Origin of the sequence: Rugamonas violacea (assembly GCF_016461825.1) — a bacterium.
Taxonomy (GTDB): Bacteria; Pseudomonadota; Gammaproteobacteria; order Burkholderiales; family Burkholderiaceae_D; genus Rugamonas.
Genome location: NZ_JAEMNU010000065.1, coordinates 14,416 through 34,683, shown reverse-complemented (window position 1 = coordinate 34,683; position 20,268 = coordinate 14,416). Strand labels below are relative to the sequence as shown.

15 protein-coding genes are annotated in these 20,268 nt (G+C 68.4%); 13 read left to right on the top strand and 2 right to left on the bottom strand.

Annotation, left to right across the window (positions count from 1 at the left end):
- The first annotated feature begins 14 nt into the window (after positions 1–14).
- Entirely contained in the window at positions 15–761 is a 747-nt protein-coding gene (locus tag H7U20_RS12680; protein ID WP_233410721.1) for a PEPxxWA-CTERM sorting domain-containing protein, read from the top strand.
- A 46-nt stretch (positions 762–807) separates the two neighbouring features.
- Complete coding sequence (locus tag H7U20_RS30765) at positions 808–1,248, top strand: M10 family metallopeptidase C-terminal domain-containing protein (RefSeq protein WP_233410727.1); 441 nt, start codon at positions 808–810, stop codon at positions 1,246–1,248.
- A 74-nt stretch (positions 1,249–1,322) separates the two neighbouring features.
- Here H7U20_RS30765 and eda read toward each other — a convergent pair whose 3' ends face one another.
- Together eda and edd are read right to left on the bottom strand one after the other, a co-directional pair.
- The gene (gene eda / locus H7U20_RS12670) at positions 1,323–1,946 is read right to left on the bottom strand and encodes a bifunctional 4-hydroxy-2-oxoglutarate aldolase/2-dehydro-3-deoxy-phosphogluconate aldolase (protein WP_199759514.1); all 624 of its coding nucleotides are present in this window, start codon (positions 1,944–1,946) and stop codon (positions 1,323–1,325) included.
- A 2-nt stretch (positions 1,947–1,948) separates the two neighbouring features.
- Entirely contained in the window at positions 1,949–3,871 is a 1,923-nt protein-coding gene (gene edd, locus H7U20_RS12665; protein WP_199759513.1) for a phosphogluconate dehydratase, read from the bottom strand.
- 284 nt (positions 3,872–4,155) lie between these two features.
- On the opposite strand from edd, the gene pgi reads away from it, so the two are divergent.
- The 11 genes from pgi to H7U20_RS12610 all read left to right on the top strand — a co-directional run bounded on the left by pgi (position 4,156) and on the right by H7U20_RS12610 (position 20,209).
- On the top strand, positions 4,156–5,805 hold the full coding sequence (gene pgi / locus H7U20_RS12660; protein ID WP_199759512.1) for a glucose-6-phosphate isomerase: 1,650 nt from the start codon (positions 4,156–4,158) through the stop codon (positions 5,803–5,805).
- 13 nt (positions 5,806–5,818) lie between these two features.
- Positions 5,819–6,712, top strand: a complete 894-nt coding sequence (locus H7U20_RS12655) for an SMP-30/gluconolactonase/LRE family protein (RefSeq protein WP_199759511.1) — start codon at positions 5,819–5,821, stop codon at positions 6,710–6,712.
- 240 nt (positions 6,713–6,952) lie between these two features.
- Positions 6,953–8,425 (top strand): glucose-6-phosphate dehydrogenase, encoded by a 1,473-nt coding sequence (zwf, locus tag H7U20_RS12650; protein ID WP_199759510.1) that lies wholly within the window; start codon positions 6,953–6,955, stop codon positions 8,423–8,425.
- Positions 8,426–8,545: 120 nt separating this feature from the next.
- A complete protein-coding gene (locus H7U20_RS12645) occupies positions 8,546–9,400 on the top strand; it encodes an SIS domain-containing protein (protein WP_199759509.1) in 855 nt (284 codons plus the stop codon).
- Between the two features lie 286 nt (positions 9,401–9,686).
- On the top strand, positions 9,687–10,622 hold the full coding sequence (tal, locus tag H7U20_RS12640) for a transaldolase (protein ID WP_199759508.1): 936 nt from the start codon (positions 9,687–9,689) through the stop codon (positions 10,620–10,622).
- Positions 10,623–10,884: 262 nt separating this feature from the next.
- Positions 10,885–12,138, top strand: a complete 1,254-nt coding sequence (locus H7U20_RS12635) for an efflux RND transporter periplasmic adaptor subunit (protein ID WP_199759507.1) — start codon at positions 10,885–10,887, stop codon at positions 12,136–12,138.
- 15 nt (positions 12,139–12,153) lie between these two features.
- A complete protein-coding gene (locus H7U20_RS12630) occupies positions 12,154–15,306 on the top strand; it encodes an efflux RND transporter permease subunit (RefSeq protein WP_199759506.1) in 3,153 nt (1,050 codons plus the stop codon).
- Positions 15,299–16,762: an efflux transporter outer membrane subunit gene (locus tag H7U20_RS12625; RefSeq protein ID WP_199759505.1), complete on the top strand. Its 1,464-nt coding sequence runs from the start codon at positions 15,299–15,301 to the stop codon at positions 16,760–16,762. The genes H7U20_RS12630 and H7U20_RS12625 overlap by 8 nt, the downstream gene beginning before the upstream one ends.
- 180 nt (positions 16,763–16,942) lie before the next feature.
- Positions 16,943–17,164, top strand: a complete 222-nt coding sequence (locus tag H7U20_RS12620) for a hypothetical protein (RefSeq protein ID WP_199759504.1) — start codon at positions 16,943–16,945, stop codon at positions 17,162–17,164.
- Positions 17,165–17,217: 53 nt separating this feature from the next.
- Positions 17,218–18,291: a patatin-like phospholipase family protein gene (locus H7U20_RS12615; protein WP_199759503.1), complete on the top strand. Its 1,074-nt coding sequence runs from the start codon at positions 17,218–17,220 to the stop codon at positions 18,289–18,291.
- Positions 18,292–18,433: 142 nt separating this feature from the next.
- Positions 18,434–20,209: a methyl-accepting chemotaxis protein gene (locus tag H7U20_RS12610; protein ID WP_199759502.1), complete on the top strand. Its 1,776-nt coding sequence runs from the start codon at positions 18,434–18,436 to the stop codon at positions 20,207–20,209.
- The last annotated feature ends 59 nt before the right edge of the window (positions 20,210–20,268 follow it).

Sequence of the window (20,268 nt, the reverse complement as noted above, 5' to 3'; positions counted from 1 at the left end):
AAATGAAAAATATCATGACACGCAGCATCGCCGCCGCGACGCTGGCCCTACTCACCTATGGCGCCCAGGCCGCGCCCACCGTGCTGGTCGTCGGCACCGACAATTCCGGCGGCTCGACCACCGACATCGCCGCCTGGTTGATGGCCTCCTCCCAATTCAGCTCGGTCACGGCGCTGGACACCATCTCGGTCTCGTTCGCCACCATGTCGGCCTACGACGAGGTGCTGTTCTTCACCAACCATGGCGGCGACCCGGTCGGCAACGGCGACGCCCTGGCCAGCTTCGCCTCCACCGGCCGACGCCTGGTCGTGTCGACCTTCTCCTATGCCGAACAGGGCGGCAACACGCTGGGCGGCGCCTTCATCTCCGGCGGCTACTCGCCCTTCACCTCGATCGGTTCCTCGCTGTACACCAGCGCCTCGATGGGCAGCAACGACGCCTCGGCGCTGTTCACCGGCGTCAGCACCCTGAGCAACTACTATCGCGACAATGTCGTCGCCGCCGCCGGCGCCACCCTCAACGCCAGCTACGATGACGGCGTGGCGCTGGTCGCCACCAAGGGCAACGTGATCGGCATCAACGTCTTCCCGGACGACAGTTTCGCCGGCGTCAGCGGCGACCACCGCCAGTTGTTCGTCAACGCGCTGTCGGTGCCGGCCGTGCCGGAGCCGGAAAGCTATGCGATGCTGCTGGCCGGCCTGGGCCTGGTCGGTGTCGCCGTGCGGCGCCGCCGCCAGCCGGCCGAACCGCTTGCCGTTTGAGCAAGCCGGCGGCCCCGCCGCTACGGACCACCCAAAACGACGCCGCGTGCGTCGTTTTTTATGCGCCCGGCCGCCGCGCCCGAGCGGAACCGGCGACGACGTCCTGAACGGCGCCGCCGGCGACGACATCCTGGAAGGCGGCAGCGGCAACGATGTGCTGATCGGACAGGCCGGCGCCGACATCTTCCGCTTCAACCTGCCGACCGATGGCGCCGACAGCATCGCCGACTTCGTCAGCAAGGTCGACACGATCCAGGTCGTCGGCAGCGGCTTCGGTTTGTCCGCCGGCAGCGTCGTCGTTCTGCAGACCGGGGCGACGACGCCGGCGGCGTCCGGCGCTGCGGCGCAATTCCTCTACAACGCCAGCTCGGGCGCCCTGTACTTCGACCGCGACGGCGCCGAGGCGGCGTACGACCCCGTGCTCATCGCCACGCTGACCGGCCAGAAAGCCCTGGTCGCCGGCGACATCGTCGTGATCGGCGGGTAAACAACAAGGCCGGGCTCTCGGCCCGGCCTTGTCCTGCAATCGCCGCCGCACACCGGCGGCGCCTGCCTATCCGCTTAGCGCAGGCCGCTGGCCGCCTTGGCCAGTTCGGTGATGCGGTCCCAGTTGCCGGCGGCGATGGCATCCTTCGGCGTCAGCCAGGAGCCGCCCACACAAGCCACGTTCTTCAGCGCCAGGAACTGCGACGCGGTCTCCTGCGAGATGCCGCCGGTCGGGCAGAAAGTCACGTCCGGCAGCGGGCCGCCGATCGCGCTGAGCATGCCCACGCCGCCGGCCGGCACGGCCGGGAACAGCTTGAGCTGCTGGAAGCCCTGCTCGCGCGCGGCCATCACCTCGGACGGCGTCATCACGCCCGGCAGCAGCGGCAGGCCGCTGCTTTTGGCGGCGGCGATCAGCGCGGCGGTCAGGCCCGGCGAAACGCCGAACACTGCGCCGGCGTCGCGCGCGGCGGCGAATTCCTCGGGCTTGGTCAAGGTGCCGACGCCGACGATGGCGCCCTCCACCGCGCTCATGGCGCGGATCGCCGCCAGGCCGTGCTTGGTGCGCAGGGTCACCTCCAGCACGCGGATGCCGCCGGCCACCAGCGCGCGCGCCAACGGCACGGCGTGGTCTGGATCGTCGATCGCGATCACCGGGATCACGGCCGAAGTGCGCATAATGTCGAGTAGTGTCATGGTCATGGTCAGGCTTCTTTCTTCATCGAGAAATCTTCATCGGAACCGGGCACGGTATCGCCCACGGTGGCGCCATCGTGCAGGGACACGGTGGTCGGAATCGGCGACGGCAGCGCGAAGCTGGTGGCGCCCTGCTCGGCCGCGCTGACCGAATTGCGGAACATGGCGAACAACTCGCGGCCCATGCCGACGTTGTTCGGCGACAGATCGGCCGTGGCCAGCGCGCGGGCGTGCCACACCTCCGACGGCACCAAGGCCTCCAACGTGCCGCTGGCGGCGTCGAGGCGGATGATGTCGCCGTCGCGCACCAGGCCGAGCGGACCGCCGGCCAGGATCTCCGGCGAGACGTGGATCGCCGCCGGCACCTTGCCCGAGGCGCCGGACATGCGGCCGTCGGTGACCAGGGCGACCCGGCGGCCGGCGTCCTGCAAGTTGGCCAGCGCCGGGGTCAGCGCGTGCAGTTCCGGCATGCCGTTGGCGCGCGGACCCTGGAAGCGCAGCACGGCGACGAAGTCGCGATCCAGCTTGCCGGCCTTGTAGGCGGCCATGAAGGCCTCCTGCGAGTTGAACACCAGCGCCGGCGCCTCGACCGAGCGGTGCTCGGGCTTGACGGCGGAGACCTTCATCACGGCGCGGCCCAGGTTGCCCTTGACCAGGATCATGCCGCCGTCCGGCGCGAACGGCGCGGAGGCCTTGCGCAGCACCGTCTCGTCGCCGCTTTCCAGCGGCGCGTCGCGCCACACCACGCCCTTGCCGCCCTCGCCCAGGAAGGGCTCGGCGCAGTGCGCGCGCAGGCCCTTGCCGAGGATGGTGGTGACGTCGTCGTGCAGCAGGCCGGCGTCGAGCAGTTCGCGGATCACGAAGCCGGTGCCGCCGGCGGCGTGGAAGTGGTTGACGTCGGCGTCGCCGTTCGGGTAGATGCGGGTCAGCAGCGGCACCACGGCCGACAGCTCGTTGAAATCGTCCCAGTCGATGACCACGCCGGCCGCCTTGGCGATGGCCACCAGGTGCAAGGTGTGGTTGGTCGAGCCGCCGGTGGTCAGCAGGCCGACGATGGCGTTGACGATGGACTTTTCATCCACCACGTGGCCGACCGGCAGATAGCTGTCGCTCTGCGCGGTGATCAGCGCGGCGCGCTGGGCGGCGGCGGCGGTCAGCGCGTCGCGCAGCTGCGTGCCCGGGGTGATGAAGGCGGCGCCCGGCAGGTGCAGGCCCATCACCTCCATCAGCATCTGGTTGCTGTTGGCGGTGCCGTAGAAGGTGCAGGTGCCGGCGCCGTGGTAGGACTTGGCCTCGCCTTCGAGCAGCTCCTCGCGGGTCGCCTTGCCCTGGGCGTAGAGCTGGCGCACCTTGGCCTTGTCGGAGTTGGACAGGCCGGTGGTCATCGGCCCGGCCGGCACGAACACGGCGGGCAGGTGGCCGAAGTGCAGCGCGCCGATCAACAGGCCCGGCACGATCTTGTCGCACACGCCGAGGTAGACCGCCGAGTCGAACATATTGTGCGACAGGCCGATGGCGGTGGCCATGGCGATGGCGTCGCGCGAGAACAGCGACAGCTCCATGCCCGGCTGGCCCTGGGTCACGCCGTCGCACATGGCCGGCACGCCGCCGGCGAACTGCGCCACCGCGCCCACTTCGCGCACCGCCTCCTTGATGATGGCGGGGAAGCCCTCGAACGGCTGGTGCGCCGACAGCATGTCGTTGTAGGACGAGACGATCGCCACCGAAGGCTTGCGCACCTCTTTGAGCACCAGCTTGTCGTTGGCCGGGAAGGCGGCGAAGCCGTGCGCCAGATTGGTACACGACAGGGCGCTGCGCTGCACGCCCTTGACGCGCGCGGCCTCAAGATGGGCCAGGTAGGCGCCACGCGAGGGCTTGCTGCGCTGGATGATCCGCGCCGTTACGGTTTCGAGTACTGGATGCACCGCCATGATCGTTCCTTATGAATGAATTCACTGAAATTTTACTACAAAATTTCCTCGGCACTGATTTTTTATTGCGCACAAAGCCCGATACGTGGCAAGAAACGCAACACGAATTGCCGATGAGATACGCCGCCACACCATGGCGGCACGGGGATTTTGTCAAACTGTAGTGAATTTACCTGTTTTTCATGTATTATCGAATAATATGATCGTCCTGGCGCGGCATGAGCAGTTTTTCGGCATGCGCGCCGGCCTCCATCCACCCCGCTTTTCCAACGCCGCCGACCATTATGCGCCAGCCCGCCATCACCGCCACCGCCAGTTTCCACGCCCTCGAATCCCACGCCGTCGACGCCAAACACTGGCAACTGCGCCAATTGTTCGCCGCCGATCCGCAACGTTTTCCCAAGCTGACGGTCGACGCGGCCGGCCTGTTCCTCGACTATTCGAAGAACCGCATCGACGCCAACACCGTCGGGCTGCTGCTCGACCTGGCGCGCGAACGGGGTGTCGAGGCGCAGCGCGACGCCATGTTCGCCGGCGAGAAAATCAATCTTACCGAACATCGCGCGGTGCTGCACACGGCGCTGCGTATGCCGCGCGACAAGGCGCTGCGGGTCGACGGCCAGGACGTGGTGGCCGACGTCCACGCCGTGCTCGAGCGCATGCGCGACTTCACCGACCGGGTCCGCAGCGGCGCCTGGCTGGGCCACAGCGGCAAGCCCATCACCGACGTCGTCAACATCGGCATCGGCGGCTCCGACCTGGGACCGAAGATGGCCTGCCTGGCGCTGCGCTCCTACGCCCATCCACGGCTGAAGATGCACTTCGTCTCCAACGTCGACGGCCACGACATGGACGCCGTGCTGGACCAGGTCGATCCGGCCACCACGCTGTTCATCGTCGCCTCCAAGACCTTCGTCACCGCCGAGACCATGCTCAACGCGCGGACCGCGCGCAGCTGGTTCCTGCGCCACGCAAAGGCGGACGACCTGGCGCGCCACTTCGTCGCCGTCTCCACCAACACCGAGGAGATCAAGGCCTTCGGCATCGATCCGGCCAATATGTTCCCGTTCTGGGACTGGGTCGGCGGCCGCTACTCGGTCTGGTCGTCGATCGGCCTGGCGGTGGCGCTGTCGATCGGCTTCGGCTACTTCACCGACTTCCTGGCCGGCGCCCACGCCATGGACCAGCACTTTCTTGAAGCGCCGCTGGAAGAGAACATGCCGGTGCTGCTGGCCATGGTCGGTTTCTGGAACCGCCAGTTCCTCGGCTGCAGTTCGCTGTCGATCGCGCCCTACCACCAGGACCTGAGCCGCTTCCCGGCCTACCTGCAGCAGCTCGACATGGAGAGCAACGGCAAGCGCGTCACCAAGGGCGGCGCGCCGGTCGACGTGCCGACCTGCCCGGTGGTGTGGGGCGAGTGCGGCACCAACGCGCAGCACGCCTACTTCCAACTGCTGCACCAGGGCAGCGACGTCACGCCGATCGACTTCATCGCCGCGCTGCGCCCGACCCACGACCTGCCGGGCCACCACGACGCGCTGCTGGCCAACTGCTTCGCCCAGTCCGAGGCCTTCATGACCGGCAAAACCGGCGACGAGGTGCGCGCCGACCTGCAAGCGCAGGGCCTGGCCGCCGCCGAGATCGAGGCGCTGGTGCCGCACAAGACCTTCCCCGGCAACCGCCCCAGCAACACCATCCTGATGGACCAACTGAGCCCGCCGTTGCTGGGCGCCCTGATCGCGCTGTACGAACACAAGACCTTCGTCCAGGGCGTGCTGTGGGACGTCAACAGCTTCGACCAGTGGGGCGTCGAGCTGGGCAAGGTGCTGGCCAAGAACATCCACCAGGAACTGACCGGGGAGATCGCGCCGGCACGCCACGACAGTTCGACCAACGGCCTCATCATCATGGCCAAAGCGGCCCAGCACCTCTGAACGAAAGCGCGACATGAGCAAACCCACCATCGAAACCGTCAGCGAGCAGGCCATGCAGGTCGGCGAATGCCCGCTGTGGCATCCTGAGGAACAGGCCCTGTACTGGGTCGACATCGAGGGCTTCGCCGTGCACCGGCTGGACCCGGCCAGCGGCGCGCGGCGCGAATGGAAGATGTCCAGCGAGCCCTCGGCGCTGGCGCGCAGCGTGCAAGGCGGCCTGCTGGTCGCGCTGCGCCGTGGCTTCGTCCACCTGAACACCGAGACCGGCACGCTGACCGACATCGCCGCCGCGCCCTACGACACCGCCACCACCCGCTTCAACGACGGCCGCGCCGACGCCGCCGGCCGCTTCTGGGTCGGCACCATCTTCGAACCGCGCGACCGCCAGGGCGCCGAGATGTTCGTGCTCGAACGGGGCGAAATCCGCAAGGTCTGGTCGGGCGGCATGACGGTCTCCAACGGCCTCGGCTTCAGCCCGGACCAGCGCACGCTGTACCACGCCGACACCACCGCGCACCGGATCACCCGCTACGCCTTCGACCTGGCCGGCGGCACGGTGGCCGAGCCGCGGTTGCTCAAGCAGTTCTCCACCGACAAGGCGAACAACTACGGCGGCCGTCCCGACGGCGCCGCCGTCGACAGCGAGGGCAACTACTGGTGCGCCATGTTCGAGGGCGGCCGCGTGCTCAAGCTGTCGCCCGGGGGCGAGATCCTCGACGAGATCGCCCTGCCGCTGCGCTGCCCGACCATGCTGGCCTTCGGCGGCGCCGACCTGCGCACCCTGTACATCACCAGCGCCAGCTACAAGCGCCCGGCCGAGGAGCTGGCCCGGCATCCGCTGAGCGGCCACGTGCTGTCGCTGCGGGTGGACGTTGCGGGCCGCGCCGAACCGGCCTACATTGAATGAGACCTGAGCTGACGCCAGCGCGCCGTTGACGCCCGCAGCACCCAAAAACCAAACCGGGGTCAGACCCGCCGGGTCTGACCCCGGCTGTACGGGGCTGGGGGGGGGCAGCAGCAACGCCCAAGCACACCACGCCCGCCCGCAATTTGTAGTAAATTTTCTTGCCTTACCCGCTTTCATGTAGTAAATTTACAGAACCTCTAGTAGCACTCCTCCGGCACCCACTTACTGCGATTTCATATTATGGCTCTTACCGATTTTGACCTGGTTCTGTTTGGCGGCAGCGGCGATCTGGCGATGCGCAAATTGCTGCCCGCGATGTACGCGCGCGACGTCGCCAACGACCTGCCACCGACCGCCCGCATCATCTGCGTGGGCCGCCAGGACTGCTGCCAGGAAGACTTCCTGAAAACCGTCGAGGCCACCTCGCGGCCGCACATCAAGGCGCCCGCCGTCACGCCGGCCGCCTGGGCCAAGTTCACCGCCCGCATCGTCTACGTCTCGCTCAACGCCACCGACGCCGGCAGCTACGCGCCGCTGGTCGAGGCGCTGCGCGCCGACCCGGCGCTGACCCGCGTCTACTACCTGGCCACGCCGCCCCACCTGTTCGCGCAGATCTGCGACAACCTGGCGGCCAACCAGCTGGTCACGCCGAACTCGCGCGTGGTGCTGGAAAAACCGCTGGGCCGCGACCTGGCCTCGGCCAAGCAGATCAACGCCGAGGTGGGCAAGGTCTTCGCCGAGTCGCAGATCTACCGTATCGACCACTACCTGGGCAAGGAGACCGTGCAGAACCTGCTGGCCCTGCGCTTCGGCAACATCCTGTTCGAGCCGCTGTGGCGCCGCGAGTGGATCTCCGACGTGCAGATCACCATCGCCGAAAAACTCGGCGTCGGCAACCGCATGGGCTACTACGACACCTCCGGCGCGCTGCGCGACATGCTGCAGAACCACCTGCTGCAACTGCTGTGTATCGTCGCCATGGAACCGCCCACCTCGATCGCGCCGGACGCCGTGCGCGACGCCAAGCTGCAGGTGCTGCGCTCGCTGAAAAAGTTCACCCCGACCACCCTGGCGCAGAACATCGTGCGCGGCCAGTACCGCGCCGGCCATGTCGACGGCCAGGCCGTGCCGAGCTACCGCGACGAGCCGGACGCGCCGGAACACTCGCGCACCGAAACCTTCGTCGCCATGAAGGCGGAGATCGACACCTGGCGCTGGGCCGGCGTGCCGTTCTACCTGCGCACCGGCAAACGCATGGCCGACAGCCTGGCCGAGATCGTCGTGCGCTTCAAGCAGATCCCCCATTCGATCTTCAACCAGCCGACCTCGAGCTTCCAGCCCAACTCGCTGGTGATCCGCCTGCAGCCCGACGAGGGCCTGCGCATGAACCTGATGGCCAAGACGCCGGGCGACGGCATGCGCCTCAAGCCGGCCGAGCTGGAACTGGACTTCCGCGAGTCGTTCAAATCGCCGCGCATGGACGCCTACGAGCGCCTGCTGCTCGACGTGCTGCGCGGCCAGCTGACCCTGTTCATGCGCGGCGACGAACTGGAGGCGGCCTGGGAATGGGTCGAACCGATCCTGACCAACTGGGAGCAGGACGACAGCATGCCGATCCCGTACACCGCCGGCACCTGGGGGCCGGCCGCCGCCAGCGCGCTGATCGGCCGCGACGGCCTGCAGTGGCGCGAAGAAGCGCTGCCTGAAGACTAATATGAGCAGCGCAAGGAGTCTGGCCATGCATGGCCATCCCGTTCCGCAGGCGCGGCGCAGTGCGCCGCGAAACCCCTGCGTCACCGCTGCCGGAGGACTAACCATGACGGCGCAAATCTAATGCTACTCGACTCGATCCGCACCCAGCTCGACTCGCTCTCCAAGTCGGAGAAGAAGGTCGCCCAGGCGGTGCTGGACCATCCCGACCTGATCGTCAGCCAAAACATCACGGCGCTGGCCAAGAGCGCCCAGGTGTCCGAGCCGACGGTGGTGCGCTTTTGCCGCACCCTGGGCTACGACGGCTGGCACGAGTTCAAGCTCAAGCTGGCGCAGGGCCTGGCCTTGGCCCTGCCCGGCCTGAACGAGCAGCCGGCGCAGGACGACCTGGCGGCCGACCTGGTCAACAAGATCTGCAGCCGCTCGATCAACACCCTGCTCGACCTGCGCAACAACCTCGACGCCGAGGCGGTGCAGCAGGCGCTCGACATCCTGTCGCGCGCCAACAAGATCGAGTTCTACGGCCAGGGCACCTCCGGCATCGTCGCCGCCGACGCCCAGCACAAGTTCTTCCGCTCCGGCGTGCCGACGGTGGCCTACGCCGACCCGGCCATCCACAGCATCGCCGCCGCCCTGCTGCGCAGCGGCGACGCGGTGGTGGCCATCTCGCAGCGCGGCAACAGCCCGGCGCTGGTGCGCTCGGTCAAACTGGCGCGCCGTGGCGGCGCCGACGTCATCGTGCTGGCGCCGTCCGGCACGCCGCTGGCCGACATGGCCACCGTGCTGATCCCCATCGACCTGATCTTCAACACCGACCCGTACACGCCGATCTCGGCGCGGCTGGCCTACCTGGTGGTGATCGACGTGCTGGCGGTCGGCCTGGCGCTGCAACGCGGCCCCGAGTTCCGCAAGAAGATGCAGAACGCGCAGAAGGCGCTGCAAGAGTTCGACCTGCAATTCGACTCCTTCATCGGCTGAGTAGTCGCGCCGCTGCATTTGTGTCAATATTACCAATTGACGCAACAGCACGCGGCCGGCGCCGCCCCATGCCATGCCCCCTCCCACGCGGTCGGCGAACTGCAACGCCAACGCGCCCGGTTCCTGGCGCTGTCCAGCGACGCGGTCGCGCCAATAGCCGGGCAAACGGGAGTGGTGCGCCACTGCAAAGACCAGAAAAGACCAGAACAATTGCCGGCTTGAGCCGGGCTTGAGTACAATATAAGATCGCAGTAACAAAAGACTCCTCCACCCCTCAGGCCCGCACATGAACCAGCTCGAACAGCTCAAGAAATTCACCACCGTCGTCGCCGACACCGGCGACTTCCAGTCCATCAAGGCCTACACGCCGCGCGACGCCACCACCAATCCCTCGCTGATTCTGAAGGCGGTGCAAAAGGACGAGTACAAGCCGCTGCTGCAAAAGGCCGTGCGCGACAATCCCAACGCCTCCACCGGCGACGTCATCGACCACCTGCTGATCGCTTTCGGCGGCGAAATCCTGAAAATCGTCTCCGGCCGCGTCTCGACCGAGATCGACGCCCGCCTGTCGTTCGACAGCGCCGGCTCCGTGGCCAAGGCGCGCGAACTGATCCACCTGTACGAAACGGCCGGCTTCGACCGCGAGCGCGTGCTGATCAAGATGCCCGCCACCTGGGAGGGCATCCGCGCCGCCGAGATCCTCGAAAAAGAGTGCATCCACTGCAATATGACGCTGCTGTTCTCGCTCGGCCAGGCGATCGCCTGCGCCGAAGCGGGCGCCCAACTGATCTCGCCCTTCGTCGGCCGCATCTACGACTGGTACAAAAAATCCACCGGCATCGATTACGCCGCCGACGACGATCCCGGCGTGCAATCGGTCAAGCGCATCTACAACTACTACCGCAAGTTCGGCTACCAGACCGAAGTGATGGGCGCCAGCTTCCGCAACACCGGCCAGATCCTCGAACTGGCCGGCTGCGACCTGCTCACCATCAGCCCGGAACTGCTGCAGCAACTGGCCGACAGCGACGCCCCGGTCGAACGCAAGCTCAGCGCCGACGCCGCGCCCGGCGCCAACATGGTCAAGATGTCGCTGGACGAAAAAACCTTCCGCTTCATGCTCAACGAGGACCAGATGGCGACCGAGAAGCTGTCCGAGGGCATCCGCGCCTTCTGCACCGACTCCGGCAAGCTGAAGCAGATCATCTCGGCGATGCGCTGATCCTCCCCGCGCGCCGGCCGCGGCGATGCGCGGCGTGACACAACATGGGCGGGAGCACGGCGGCGACGTCGTCCTCCCGCCTTTTTTTGGCCCGCCGGCGCAACCGGCACAAGCGGCGCAACCGTTTGCGCAAGCGGAAATGCATTGAATTGACGTACATAACGTTACATTTAAGCCTGTATTACAATGTTGCAACCTTAGCCCGCAGCCATCCCCTGGCGGACGAAGCACGTTCAACAACAATACTTTTTACGAGACTTCCATGAGATCAGTTCCTCGTTACACGGCCGTCGCCGCCGCCGCCATGACCCTCGCCCTGCTCGCCGCCTGCGGCGACAAGGCCGCCAACGGCGGCGCCGGCGGGCCGCCGCCGCCAGCCACCGTCTCGGTCATCACCATCGCCCCCGCCGCCGTCACCCTGAGCGCCGAACTGCCCGGCCGCATCGAGGCCTCGCGCGTCGCCCAGGTGCGCGCGCGCGCCGCCGGCATCGTGCTGCAGCGCGTGTTCAAGGAGGGCGGCGAGGTCAAGGCCGGCGAGGTGCTGTTCCGCATCGATCCGGCCAGCTTCCAGGCCAGCTACGACAGCGCCCAGGCGGCCGTCGCCAAGACCGAGGCCAACCTGGCCCAGGCCGAGCTGAAGGTCAAGCGCTACAAACCGCTGCTGGCCGCCCAGGCGGTCAGCCAGCAGGAATACGACGACGCCGTCACCGCGCAGAAGCAGAGCGCGGCCGACCTGGCCACCGCCAAGGCGGCGCGGCAGAACGCCGGCCTGACGCTGGGCTACGCCACCGTCACCGCGCCGATCTCCGGCCGCATCGGCCGCGCCCTGGTCACCGAGGGCGCGCTGGTCGGCCAGGGCGAGGCCACCGCCTTGGCCGTGGTGCAGCAGCTCGATCCGATCTACGTCAACGTCACCCAGTCGTCGACCGAGCTGCTGCGCCTGCGCCAGCAACTGGCCAGCGGCAAGCTGAAAAGCGCCGGCGCCGACCAGGCCAAGGTCACCCTGGTGACCGAGGACGGCCAGGTCTACCCGCACGCCGGCAAGCTGCTGTTCGCCGACGTCTCGGTCGACGAAAGCTCGGGCGCCGTCTCGCTGCGCGCCGAATTCCCCAATCCGAACCGCACCCTGCTGCCGGGCATGTACGTGCGCGCCCGCCTCGACCAGGGCGTCAGCGAGGCCGCCATCGTGGTGCCGCAGCAGGCCGTGGTGCGCGGCGCCGACGGCGCCTCGGTGATGGTGGTCGGCGCCGACAACAAGGTCGCGCCGCGCCCGGTCAAGGCCGACACCGCGCAAGGCCAGAACTGGATCGTCAGTTCCGGCCTGCAGGCCGGCGAGCGCATCATCGTCGAAGGCTTCCAGAAGGCCAAGCCGGGCGCGCTGGTCAAGCCGGTGCCGTGGGCCGGTCCCGCCGCAGCGGCATCGACATCGGCGGCGCCAGCGGCTCCGGCCGCGTCCGGCCCGGCCGCCTCGGCGCCGCCGGCCGCCTCGGCCGCGGCATCCGCCGCGTCCAAATAATCCCAGGGAGTCCAGATGGCCAAGTTTTTCATCGACCGCCCCGTGTTCGCCTGGGTGATCGCCTTATTCATTCTGCTGGGCGGCGCGCTGGCGATCACGGTTCTTCCCGTGGCCCAGTACCCGACCATCGCGCCGCCATCGATCGTGGTGACGGCCAACTATCCGGGCGCCACCGCCCAGGTGCTCGACGACGCCGTCACCAGCGTGATAGAGCAGGAAATGAACGGCGCCGACGGCCTGCAATACGTCGAATCGCAGAGCGAGGCGAACGGCGCCGTCACCATCACCGTCACCTTCCAGCCGGGCACCAACCCGGACCTGGCGGCGGTCGACGTGCAGAACCGCATCAAGCGGGTTGAGTCGCGCCTGCCGGCCGCCGTCACCCAGCAGGGCGTGCAGGTCAACAAGGCGCGCTCGAACATCCTGATGTTCGTCGGCCTGTCCTCCACCGACGGCCGGCTCGACCCGACCGCGCTGGGCGACTACCTGGCGCGCAACGTCGTCAACGAGATCAAGCGCCTGCCCGGCGTCGGCCAGGCCCAGTTGTTCGGCACCGAGCGCGCCATGCGCGTCTGGATCGACCCGGCCAAGCTGGTCGGCCTGAAGATGACCATGGCCGACGTCACCGCCGCCATCAAGGCGCAGAACGCCCAGGTCACCTCGGGCACGCTGGGCGACCTGCCCAGTCCCGAGCAGCAAACCTACTCGGCGCCCATCGTCGTCACCGGCCAGTTGTCCTCGCCGGCGGAATTCGCCAAGGTGGTGCTGCGCTCGAACCCCAACGGCTCGCTGGTGCGCCTGGCCGACGTCGCCCGCATCGAGATGGGCGGCGCCAGCTACGGCATCAGCGCGCGCCTGAACGGCGCGCCGTTCTCCGCCATCGCCGTGCAGCTGTCGCTGACCGGCAACGCGCTGCAAACCGCCACCGCCGTGCGCACCAAGATGGACGAGCTGGCCAAGTACTTCCCGCCCGGCGTCAAGTACACCATCCCCTACGACACCTCGCTGTTCGTCAAGATCTCCATCGAAGAGGTGGTCAAGACCCTGTTCGAGGCGGTGCTGCTGGTGTTCCTGGTGATGTACCTGTTCCTGCAAAACTTCCGCTACACCCTGATCCCGACCATCGTCGTGCCGATCGCGCTGATGGGCACCTTCGCCGCGATGCAGCTGTTCGGCTTCTCGATCAACGTGCTGACCATGTTCGGCATGGTGCTGGCGATCGGCATCCTGGTCGACGACGCCATCGTCGTCGTCGAGAACGTCGAACGCATCATGAGCGAGGAAGGCCTGTCGCCGCGCGACGCCACCCGCAAGGCGATGTCGCAGATCACCGGCGCGATCATCGGCATCACCCTGGTGCTGATCGCCGTGTTCATCCCGATGGCCTTCTTCGGCGGCGCCGTCGGCGCCATCTACCGCCAGTTCTCGCTGGCGATGGTGTCGGCCATGGTGTTCTCGGCGCTGATGGCGCTGACCCTGACGCCGGCCCTGTGCGCCACCATCCTCAAACCGGTCGAAGCCGGCCACCAGCATGAGAAGCGCGGCTTCTTCGGCTGGTTCAACCGCCGCTTCGCCGTCACCGCCACCGGCTACCAGGGCATGATCGCCAAGATGCTGACCCGCACCGGCCGCTACCTGCTGATCTTCGCCGCCATCCTCGGCCTGGTCGCCTGGCTGTACGCCCGCCTGCCCTCGTCCTTCCTGCCCAACGAGGACCAGGGCTACCTGATCGCCAACGTGCAGCTGCCGGCCGGCGCCTCGACCAGCCGCACCAGCGAGGTGCTGACCAAGGTCGACGCCTACTTCCGCAAACAGCCCGGCGTGGCGCGCACCATCGCCGTGGCCGGCTTCAGCTTCTCCGGCAACGGCCAGAACGCCGGCCTGGTGTTCGTGCCGCTGACCGACTGGAAGGAACGCGACGCCGAGCACTCGGCCAGCGCCATCGCCCAGCGCGCCTTCGGCGCCCTGTCGGGCATCCCGGACGCCATCGTCTACCCGCTCAGCCCGCCGCCGATCCGCGAGCTGGGCAACGCCACCGGCATCACCGCCCGCCTGCAGGACCGCAGCGGCCTGGGCCACGCCGCCCTGGTCGACGCGCGCAACCAGCTGCTCGGCATGGCCGGCAAGTCCGCCGTGCTGAAGGGCCTGCGCCCCGAAGGCCTGGAGGACGCGCCGCAGCTGCAGCTCGACATCGACCGCGACAAGGCCAACGCGCTCGGCGTCAGCTTCGCCGACATCAACAGCATGCTGTCGATCTCGCTCGGCTCGAGCTACGTCAACGACTTCGCCAGCAGCGGCCGGCAGCAGCGCGTCATCGTCCAGGCCGACGCGCCGCGCCGTTTGCAACCGCAGGACATCCTGCAACTGAACGTGCGCAGCGGCAGCGGCGCCATGGTGCCCTTCTCCTCGTTCGCCAGCTCGCGCTGGATCAACGGTCCGGTGCAACTGGTGCGCTACAACGGCTACCCAGCCATCAAGCTGACCGGCGACGCCGCCCCCGGCCGCAGCACCGGCGAAGCGATGGCCGAACTGGAACGCCTGGCCGGCCAGCTGCCGCCCGGCTTCGGCATCGAATGGACCGGCCAGTCGCTCGAAGAGAAGACCTCCGGTTCGCAGGCGCCGGCGCTGTTCGCGCTGTCGCTGCTGGCCGCCTTCCTGGTGCTGGCCGCGCTGTACGAGAGCGAATCGATCCCGGTGGCGGTGCTGCTGGTGGTGCCGCTCGGCGTGCTCGGCGCGCTGCTCGGCGCCACCATTCGCGGCCTGCCCAACGACGTCTACTTCAAGGTCGGCCTGATCGCCATCATCGGTTTGTCGGCCAAGAACGCCATCCTGATCATCGAGTTCGCCAAGGATCTGCAGGCCCAGGGCATGGGCCTGGTCGAGGCCACGCTGGAGGCGGTGCACCTGCGCTTCCGGCCGATCATCATGACCTCGCTGGCCTTCATCCTCGGCGTGCTGCCGCTGGTGGTGGCCAGCGGCGCCGGCTCGGCCAGCCAGCGCGCCATCGGCACCGGCGTGATGGGCGGCATGATCACCGCCACCGTGCTGGCGGTGTTCCTGGTGCCGGTGTTCTTCGTCGTCATCCGCAAAATCTTCAAGGGCAGCGAGCGCCAGCGCCGCCTGGCCGCACATGAGCTGGACCTGCCAGCGGAGAAAAAACATGATTAAACCCGGCTTCGAGACTCACCCGGCGGCGCCGGCCCGCGCCGGCCACGCCGCGCCGCGCGGCGGCTTGCTGGCCGCCCTGCTGGCCGCCGGCCTGCTGTCGGCCTGCTCGCTGGCGCCGACCTACCAACGCCCCGAGGCGCCGGTGGCCGCCGCCTTCCCCGGCAACGGCGCCGCCAACGCCGACAGCGGCGCCGCCGCCGTCGACACCGGCTGGCGCGACTACTTCGCCGACGAGCGCCTGCGTCAGCTGATCGGCGCCGCGCTGGAGCACAACCGCGACCTGCGCAGCGCCGCGTTGCGCATCGAGGAGGCGCGCGCCGTCTACAACGTGCAGTCGGCCGACCGCCTGCCCAGCGTCAACGCCAACCTGGCCGCGTCCAAGTCCAAGACGCCGGCCTTCCAGACCTCCAGCGGCCAACAAAGCATCGGCAAGCGCTACGACGCCGGCCTGGCCATATCCGCCTTCGAGCTGGACTTCTTCGGCCGCGTCAAGAGCCTGAACGACGCCGCGCTGGCGCAGTACCTGGCCACCGACGAGGCGCGCCAGGCGGCGCAAATCAGCCTGGTGGCCGAAGTCGCCAAGGCCTACTACACCGAGCGCGCCTACGCCGAGCAATACGCGCTGGCGCAGCAAAGCTACGCGGCGCGGGGCCGCACCTACCAGTTGACGCAACGGCGCGCCGAAGTGGGCGCCTCGTCGCGCCTCGACCTGCGCTCGAACGAGACGCTGATGGAGACCGCCCGCGTCGCCGCCCTGACCCTGGCGCGCCAGCGCGCCCAGGCCGAGAACGCGCTGACCCTGCTGGTCGGACTGGCGCCCGCCGCTCCGGCCGGCGGCGCCATGGCCGACGACGCCGCCATCGACGCGATGAGCGCGCTGCCGGCCGGCCTGCCGTCCGAGCTGCTGGCGCGTCGGCCCGACATCCGCGCCGCCGAGCAGCGGCTGAAGGCGGCCAACGCCAACATCGGCGCGGCGCGCGCCGCCTTCTTCCCGCGCGTCAGCCTGACCGCCTCGGTGGGCAGCAGCAGCCCGTCGCTGGGCGGCCTGTTCGACGCCGGCTCGGGCAGTTGGTCGTTCGCCCCGCAGTTGCTGCTGCCGATCTTCGACGCCGGCCGCAACCGCGCCAACCTGACGCTGAGCGAGGTGCGCAAGAACCTCGCCGTGGCCGACTACGAGAAGACCATCCAGGGCGCCTTCCGCGAGGTGGCCGACGCGCTGGCCGCGCGCGACTACCTGGGCGACCAGGTGGCGGCGCAGCGCGCCGTGCAGCTGGCCCAGGCCGACCGCCTGGCGCTGCTGCAGCTGCGCTTCGACAACGGCGTGGCCAGCTCGCTCGACGTGCTCGACGCCCAGCGCGAGCTGTTCGGCGCCGAGCAGTCGCTGGTGCAGGCCCGCCTGCTGCGCACCACCGGCGCCATCGACCTGTACCGCACCCTGGGCGGCGGCCTGAAGTAAGGCCGGCGGTCCCCTCCCCGCGCGGGAGGGGACCGCACATTTCCACTTGGCGCGAAAACAAAGCCGCCAACACAAGAGCCACGCCAGTACTTGGTAGAAAAGTGATACGCTTGTCCAAAACGCTACGCTAAGTCATTGAGCCAAACGTATTCGTGGCACCGTGCGCAAGAGGATGAAATCATGGCCAAATCAAACAAGAAGAAGGCCCTGTACGCGATCAGCTTACAAGCGGCCAGGCGCCTCCCCGTAGAGCTAGACAAGTCGTCACCGCAAAACCGGCAGCGGGCGCTAGCCTACTTGAACGCGACCCAAGCCCAGTTCGTCACTGACGCGGAACGCGAACACGCCCAATGGCCCGACATCGCCATTGGCATGATGGTCGGAAAACTTGCCGGTCACTAAAGAAAACCACTGCCTCCGACTCCCGCCATAACATCGCAATTCCCAAAAAACCAATGGACTCACCCATCACCATCCGCCTCGGCGCCCGCGCCCGCGCGCGCATCGCCGCCGAGGGCTTGCGCGCGGCCGACGTGGCCATCATCCCGGCCGCCGCCGGCGGTCCCAAGGGCCTGATCCTGCACGGTATCGACTGCTGGCTGTTCGGCGACTGGCTCAAGCGGGCGCCGCGCCAACGCCGCCTGGTCGGCGCCTCGATCGGCGCCTGGCGCATGGCGGCCGCCGCCTGCCACGACCCGGTCGCCGCGCAGCGCCGCCTGGCCCGCCTGTACACGGCCCAGCGCTATCCCGCCAAGGTCGACGCGGCCTATGTCAGCCGCACCTGCCGCGCCCTGCTCGACGAGCTGCTCGACGGCCGCGCCGCCGAAGCGATGAACCATCCACAACACCACCTGTCCGTGCTGACGGTGCGCGGCACCGGCGCGCTGGGCCGCGCCGGCGGCCGGCGCCGGCGCGAGATGGCCGGCTTCCTGCTGGCCGCCGCCAACAACCTGCTGGCGCGCTCGCGCCTGGCGGCGTCGATGCAGCGCGTGGTGTTCCACGACAGCCGCGACGACGCGGCCTGGCTGCGCCAGGACTTCGACGCCTTCGCCGCCCACTTCGTCGCCCTGTCCGAAGACAATCTGCGCGACGCCCTGCTGGCCTCCGGCGCCATCCCGCTGCTGCTCGAAGCGGTGGTCGGCATCGCCGGCGCGCCGCCCGGCGCCTACTGGGACGGCGGCCTGATCGACTACCACCTGCACCTGCCCTACCGGCGCGACCCCGGCCTGGTGCTGTATCCCCACTTCGCCGACCACATCGTGCCCGGCTGGCTGGACAAGTCGCTGCCCTGGCGCCGCGCCCGCGACGCCGCCCTCGACAACGTGATCCTGCTGGCGCCGTCGCCGGCCTTCCTCGCCACCCTGCCCAACGGCAAAATGCCGGACCGCCGCGACTTCAAGTTCTACGGCCAGGACCACGCCGCCCGCATGCGCGACTGGGGCCGCGCCATCGCCGAGAGCGAGCGCCTGGCCGAGGCCTGCGCGCGCTGGGCCGAGCGGCCCGACCTGCGCCTGGCGGCGGACTTTTGAGCCATTCCAACAATGAAGTATTGTTAGAAAAAAGCAACAATTCGGCTAGCGATTTCCGTGTCTTCGGGGTATTAATCGGCGCATACTAGCAAGTCACGAGCTAGCCGCCGGCTTGATCCGAACGACTCCCTGGAGGTCCTTCATGAACATTCTGTCGCATCTGCGCATCTCCACCCGCCTCGGACTGGGCTTCGCCATCGTGCTGGCGCTGTCCGTCGTCGCCACCTCGGTGGCCCTGGTCAACGCCCGCGCCAACGCCGCCGCGACCAAACAGATGATGGCCAAGCCGCTGGCCAAGGAGCGCATCGTCTCCGACTGGTATGTGCTGATCTACTCGGCGGTGGCGCGCACCGCGATGATCGCGCGCAGCAGCGACACCGAGCTGTCGACCACCTTCGCCGACGTCATCGCCGCCAGCAGCAAGAAGGGCGGCGCCCTGCTCGACACCATCCAGGGCCTGATCGACAGCGACGAGGAAAAGCAGATGTACCAGTCGGCCGTGGCGCTGCGCGCCAAGTACCAGGACGCCAAGACGGCCGTGATGAACGCCAAGAAGGCCGGCGACGCGGCGCTCGCCGAGCGCGTCTACAAGGACAGCTTCGCGCCCGCCGCCGAGGCCTACCAGTCCAAGGTGCAGGCCTTCCTGGCGCACCAGCGCAAGATCATCGACGACACCGCCCACGCCATCGATGCCGCCAACGACCGCTCCAACACGCTGCTGATGGTGCTGGCCGTGCTGCTGGTGGTGGTCGGCGGCAGCGCCGCCTGGGTCATCTCGCGCAGCATCACGGTGCCGCTCAAGACCGCGCTGGACATCGCCAGCACCGTCGCCTCGGGCGACCTGACCACCCAGTTCCACGCCAGCGCGGGCGACGAGATCGGCGACCTGATGACGGCGCTGAAGGCCATGAACGAGGCGCTGCGCAGCATCGTCAGCCAAGTGCAGGTGGGCACCCACTCGATCGCCACCGCCTCGGCCGAAATCGCCTCCGGCAACCTCGACCTGTCCTCGCGCACAGAGGAACAGGCCAGCTCGCTGGAGGAGACCGCCAGCTCGATGGAGGAGTTGACCTCGACCGTCAAACAGAACGCCGACAACGCGCGCCAGGCCAACACGCTGGCGCAGGCCGCCTCCGACGTGGCGGAAAAGGGTGGCAGCATCGTCGGCCAGGTGGTCGACACCATGGGCTCGATCGACGCCTCGGCCAAGAAGATCGTCGACATCATCGGCGTCATCGACGGCATCGCCTTCCAGACGAATATTTTGGCGCTCAACGCCGCCGTCGAGGCGGCGCGCGCCGGCGAACAGGGGCGCGGCTTCGCCGTCGTCGCCTCCGAGGTGCGCAACCTGGCGCAGCGCTCGGCCGGCGCGGCCAAGGAGATCAAGGCGCTGATCGGCGACTCGGTCGAGCAGGTCGACATCGGCGCGCGCCTGGTGCAGCAGGCCGGCGCCACCATGGGCGAGGTGGTCGCCAGCGTCAAGCGGGTCACCGACATCATGGGCGAGATCACCTCGGCCAGCAGCGAACAGAGCATGGGCATCGACCAGGTCAACGTCGCCATCGCGCAGATGGACCAGGTGACGCAGCAAAACGCCGCGCTGGTCGAGCAGGCGGCCGCGGCGGCGGCCAGCATGCAGGAACAGGCCGCCGGGCTGGCGCAGGCGGCGTCCGTGTTCAAGCTGGGTCACGAGCAGGCCTCGAGCGGGCTGGCGGCGGCGCCGCGGCGCGCCGTGCCGGCGGCGATGGTGGCCGCCGCGCGGCCGCGGGCGCAGCCGGCCAAACCCGGCGTGCCGGCACCCAAGCGCCTGAACAGCGGCGCCAACGCGCCGGCCGCGCACAAACCGGCGGCGGCCGCGCCGGCCGCGCGCAAGCCGGTCACGGCCGGCGCCGACAAGGACGAGTGGGAAGAATTCTAGGCCGGCCCCAACAGCCAAGGCGCCGCCAATTCGATCAAACCCCGAGGCCAAAACCGGGG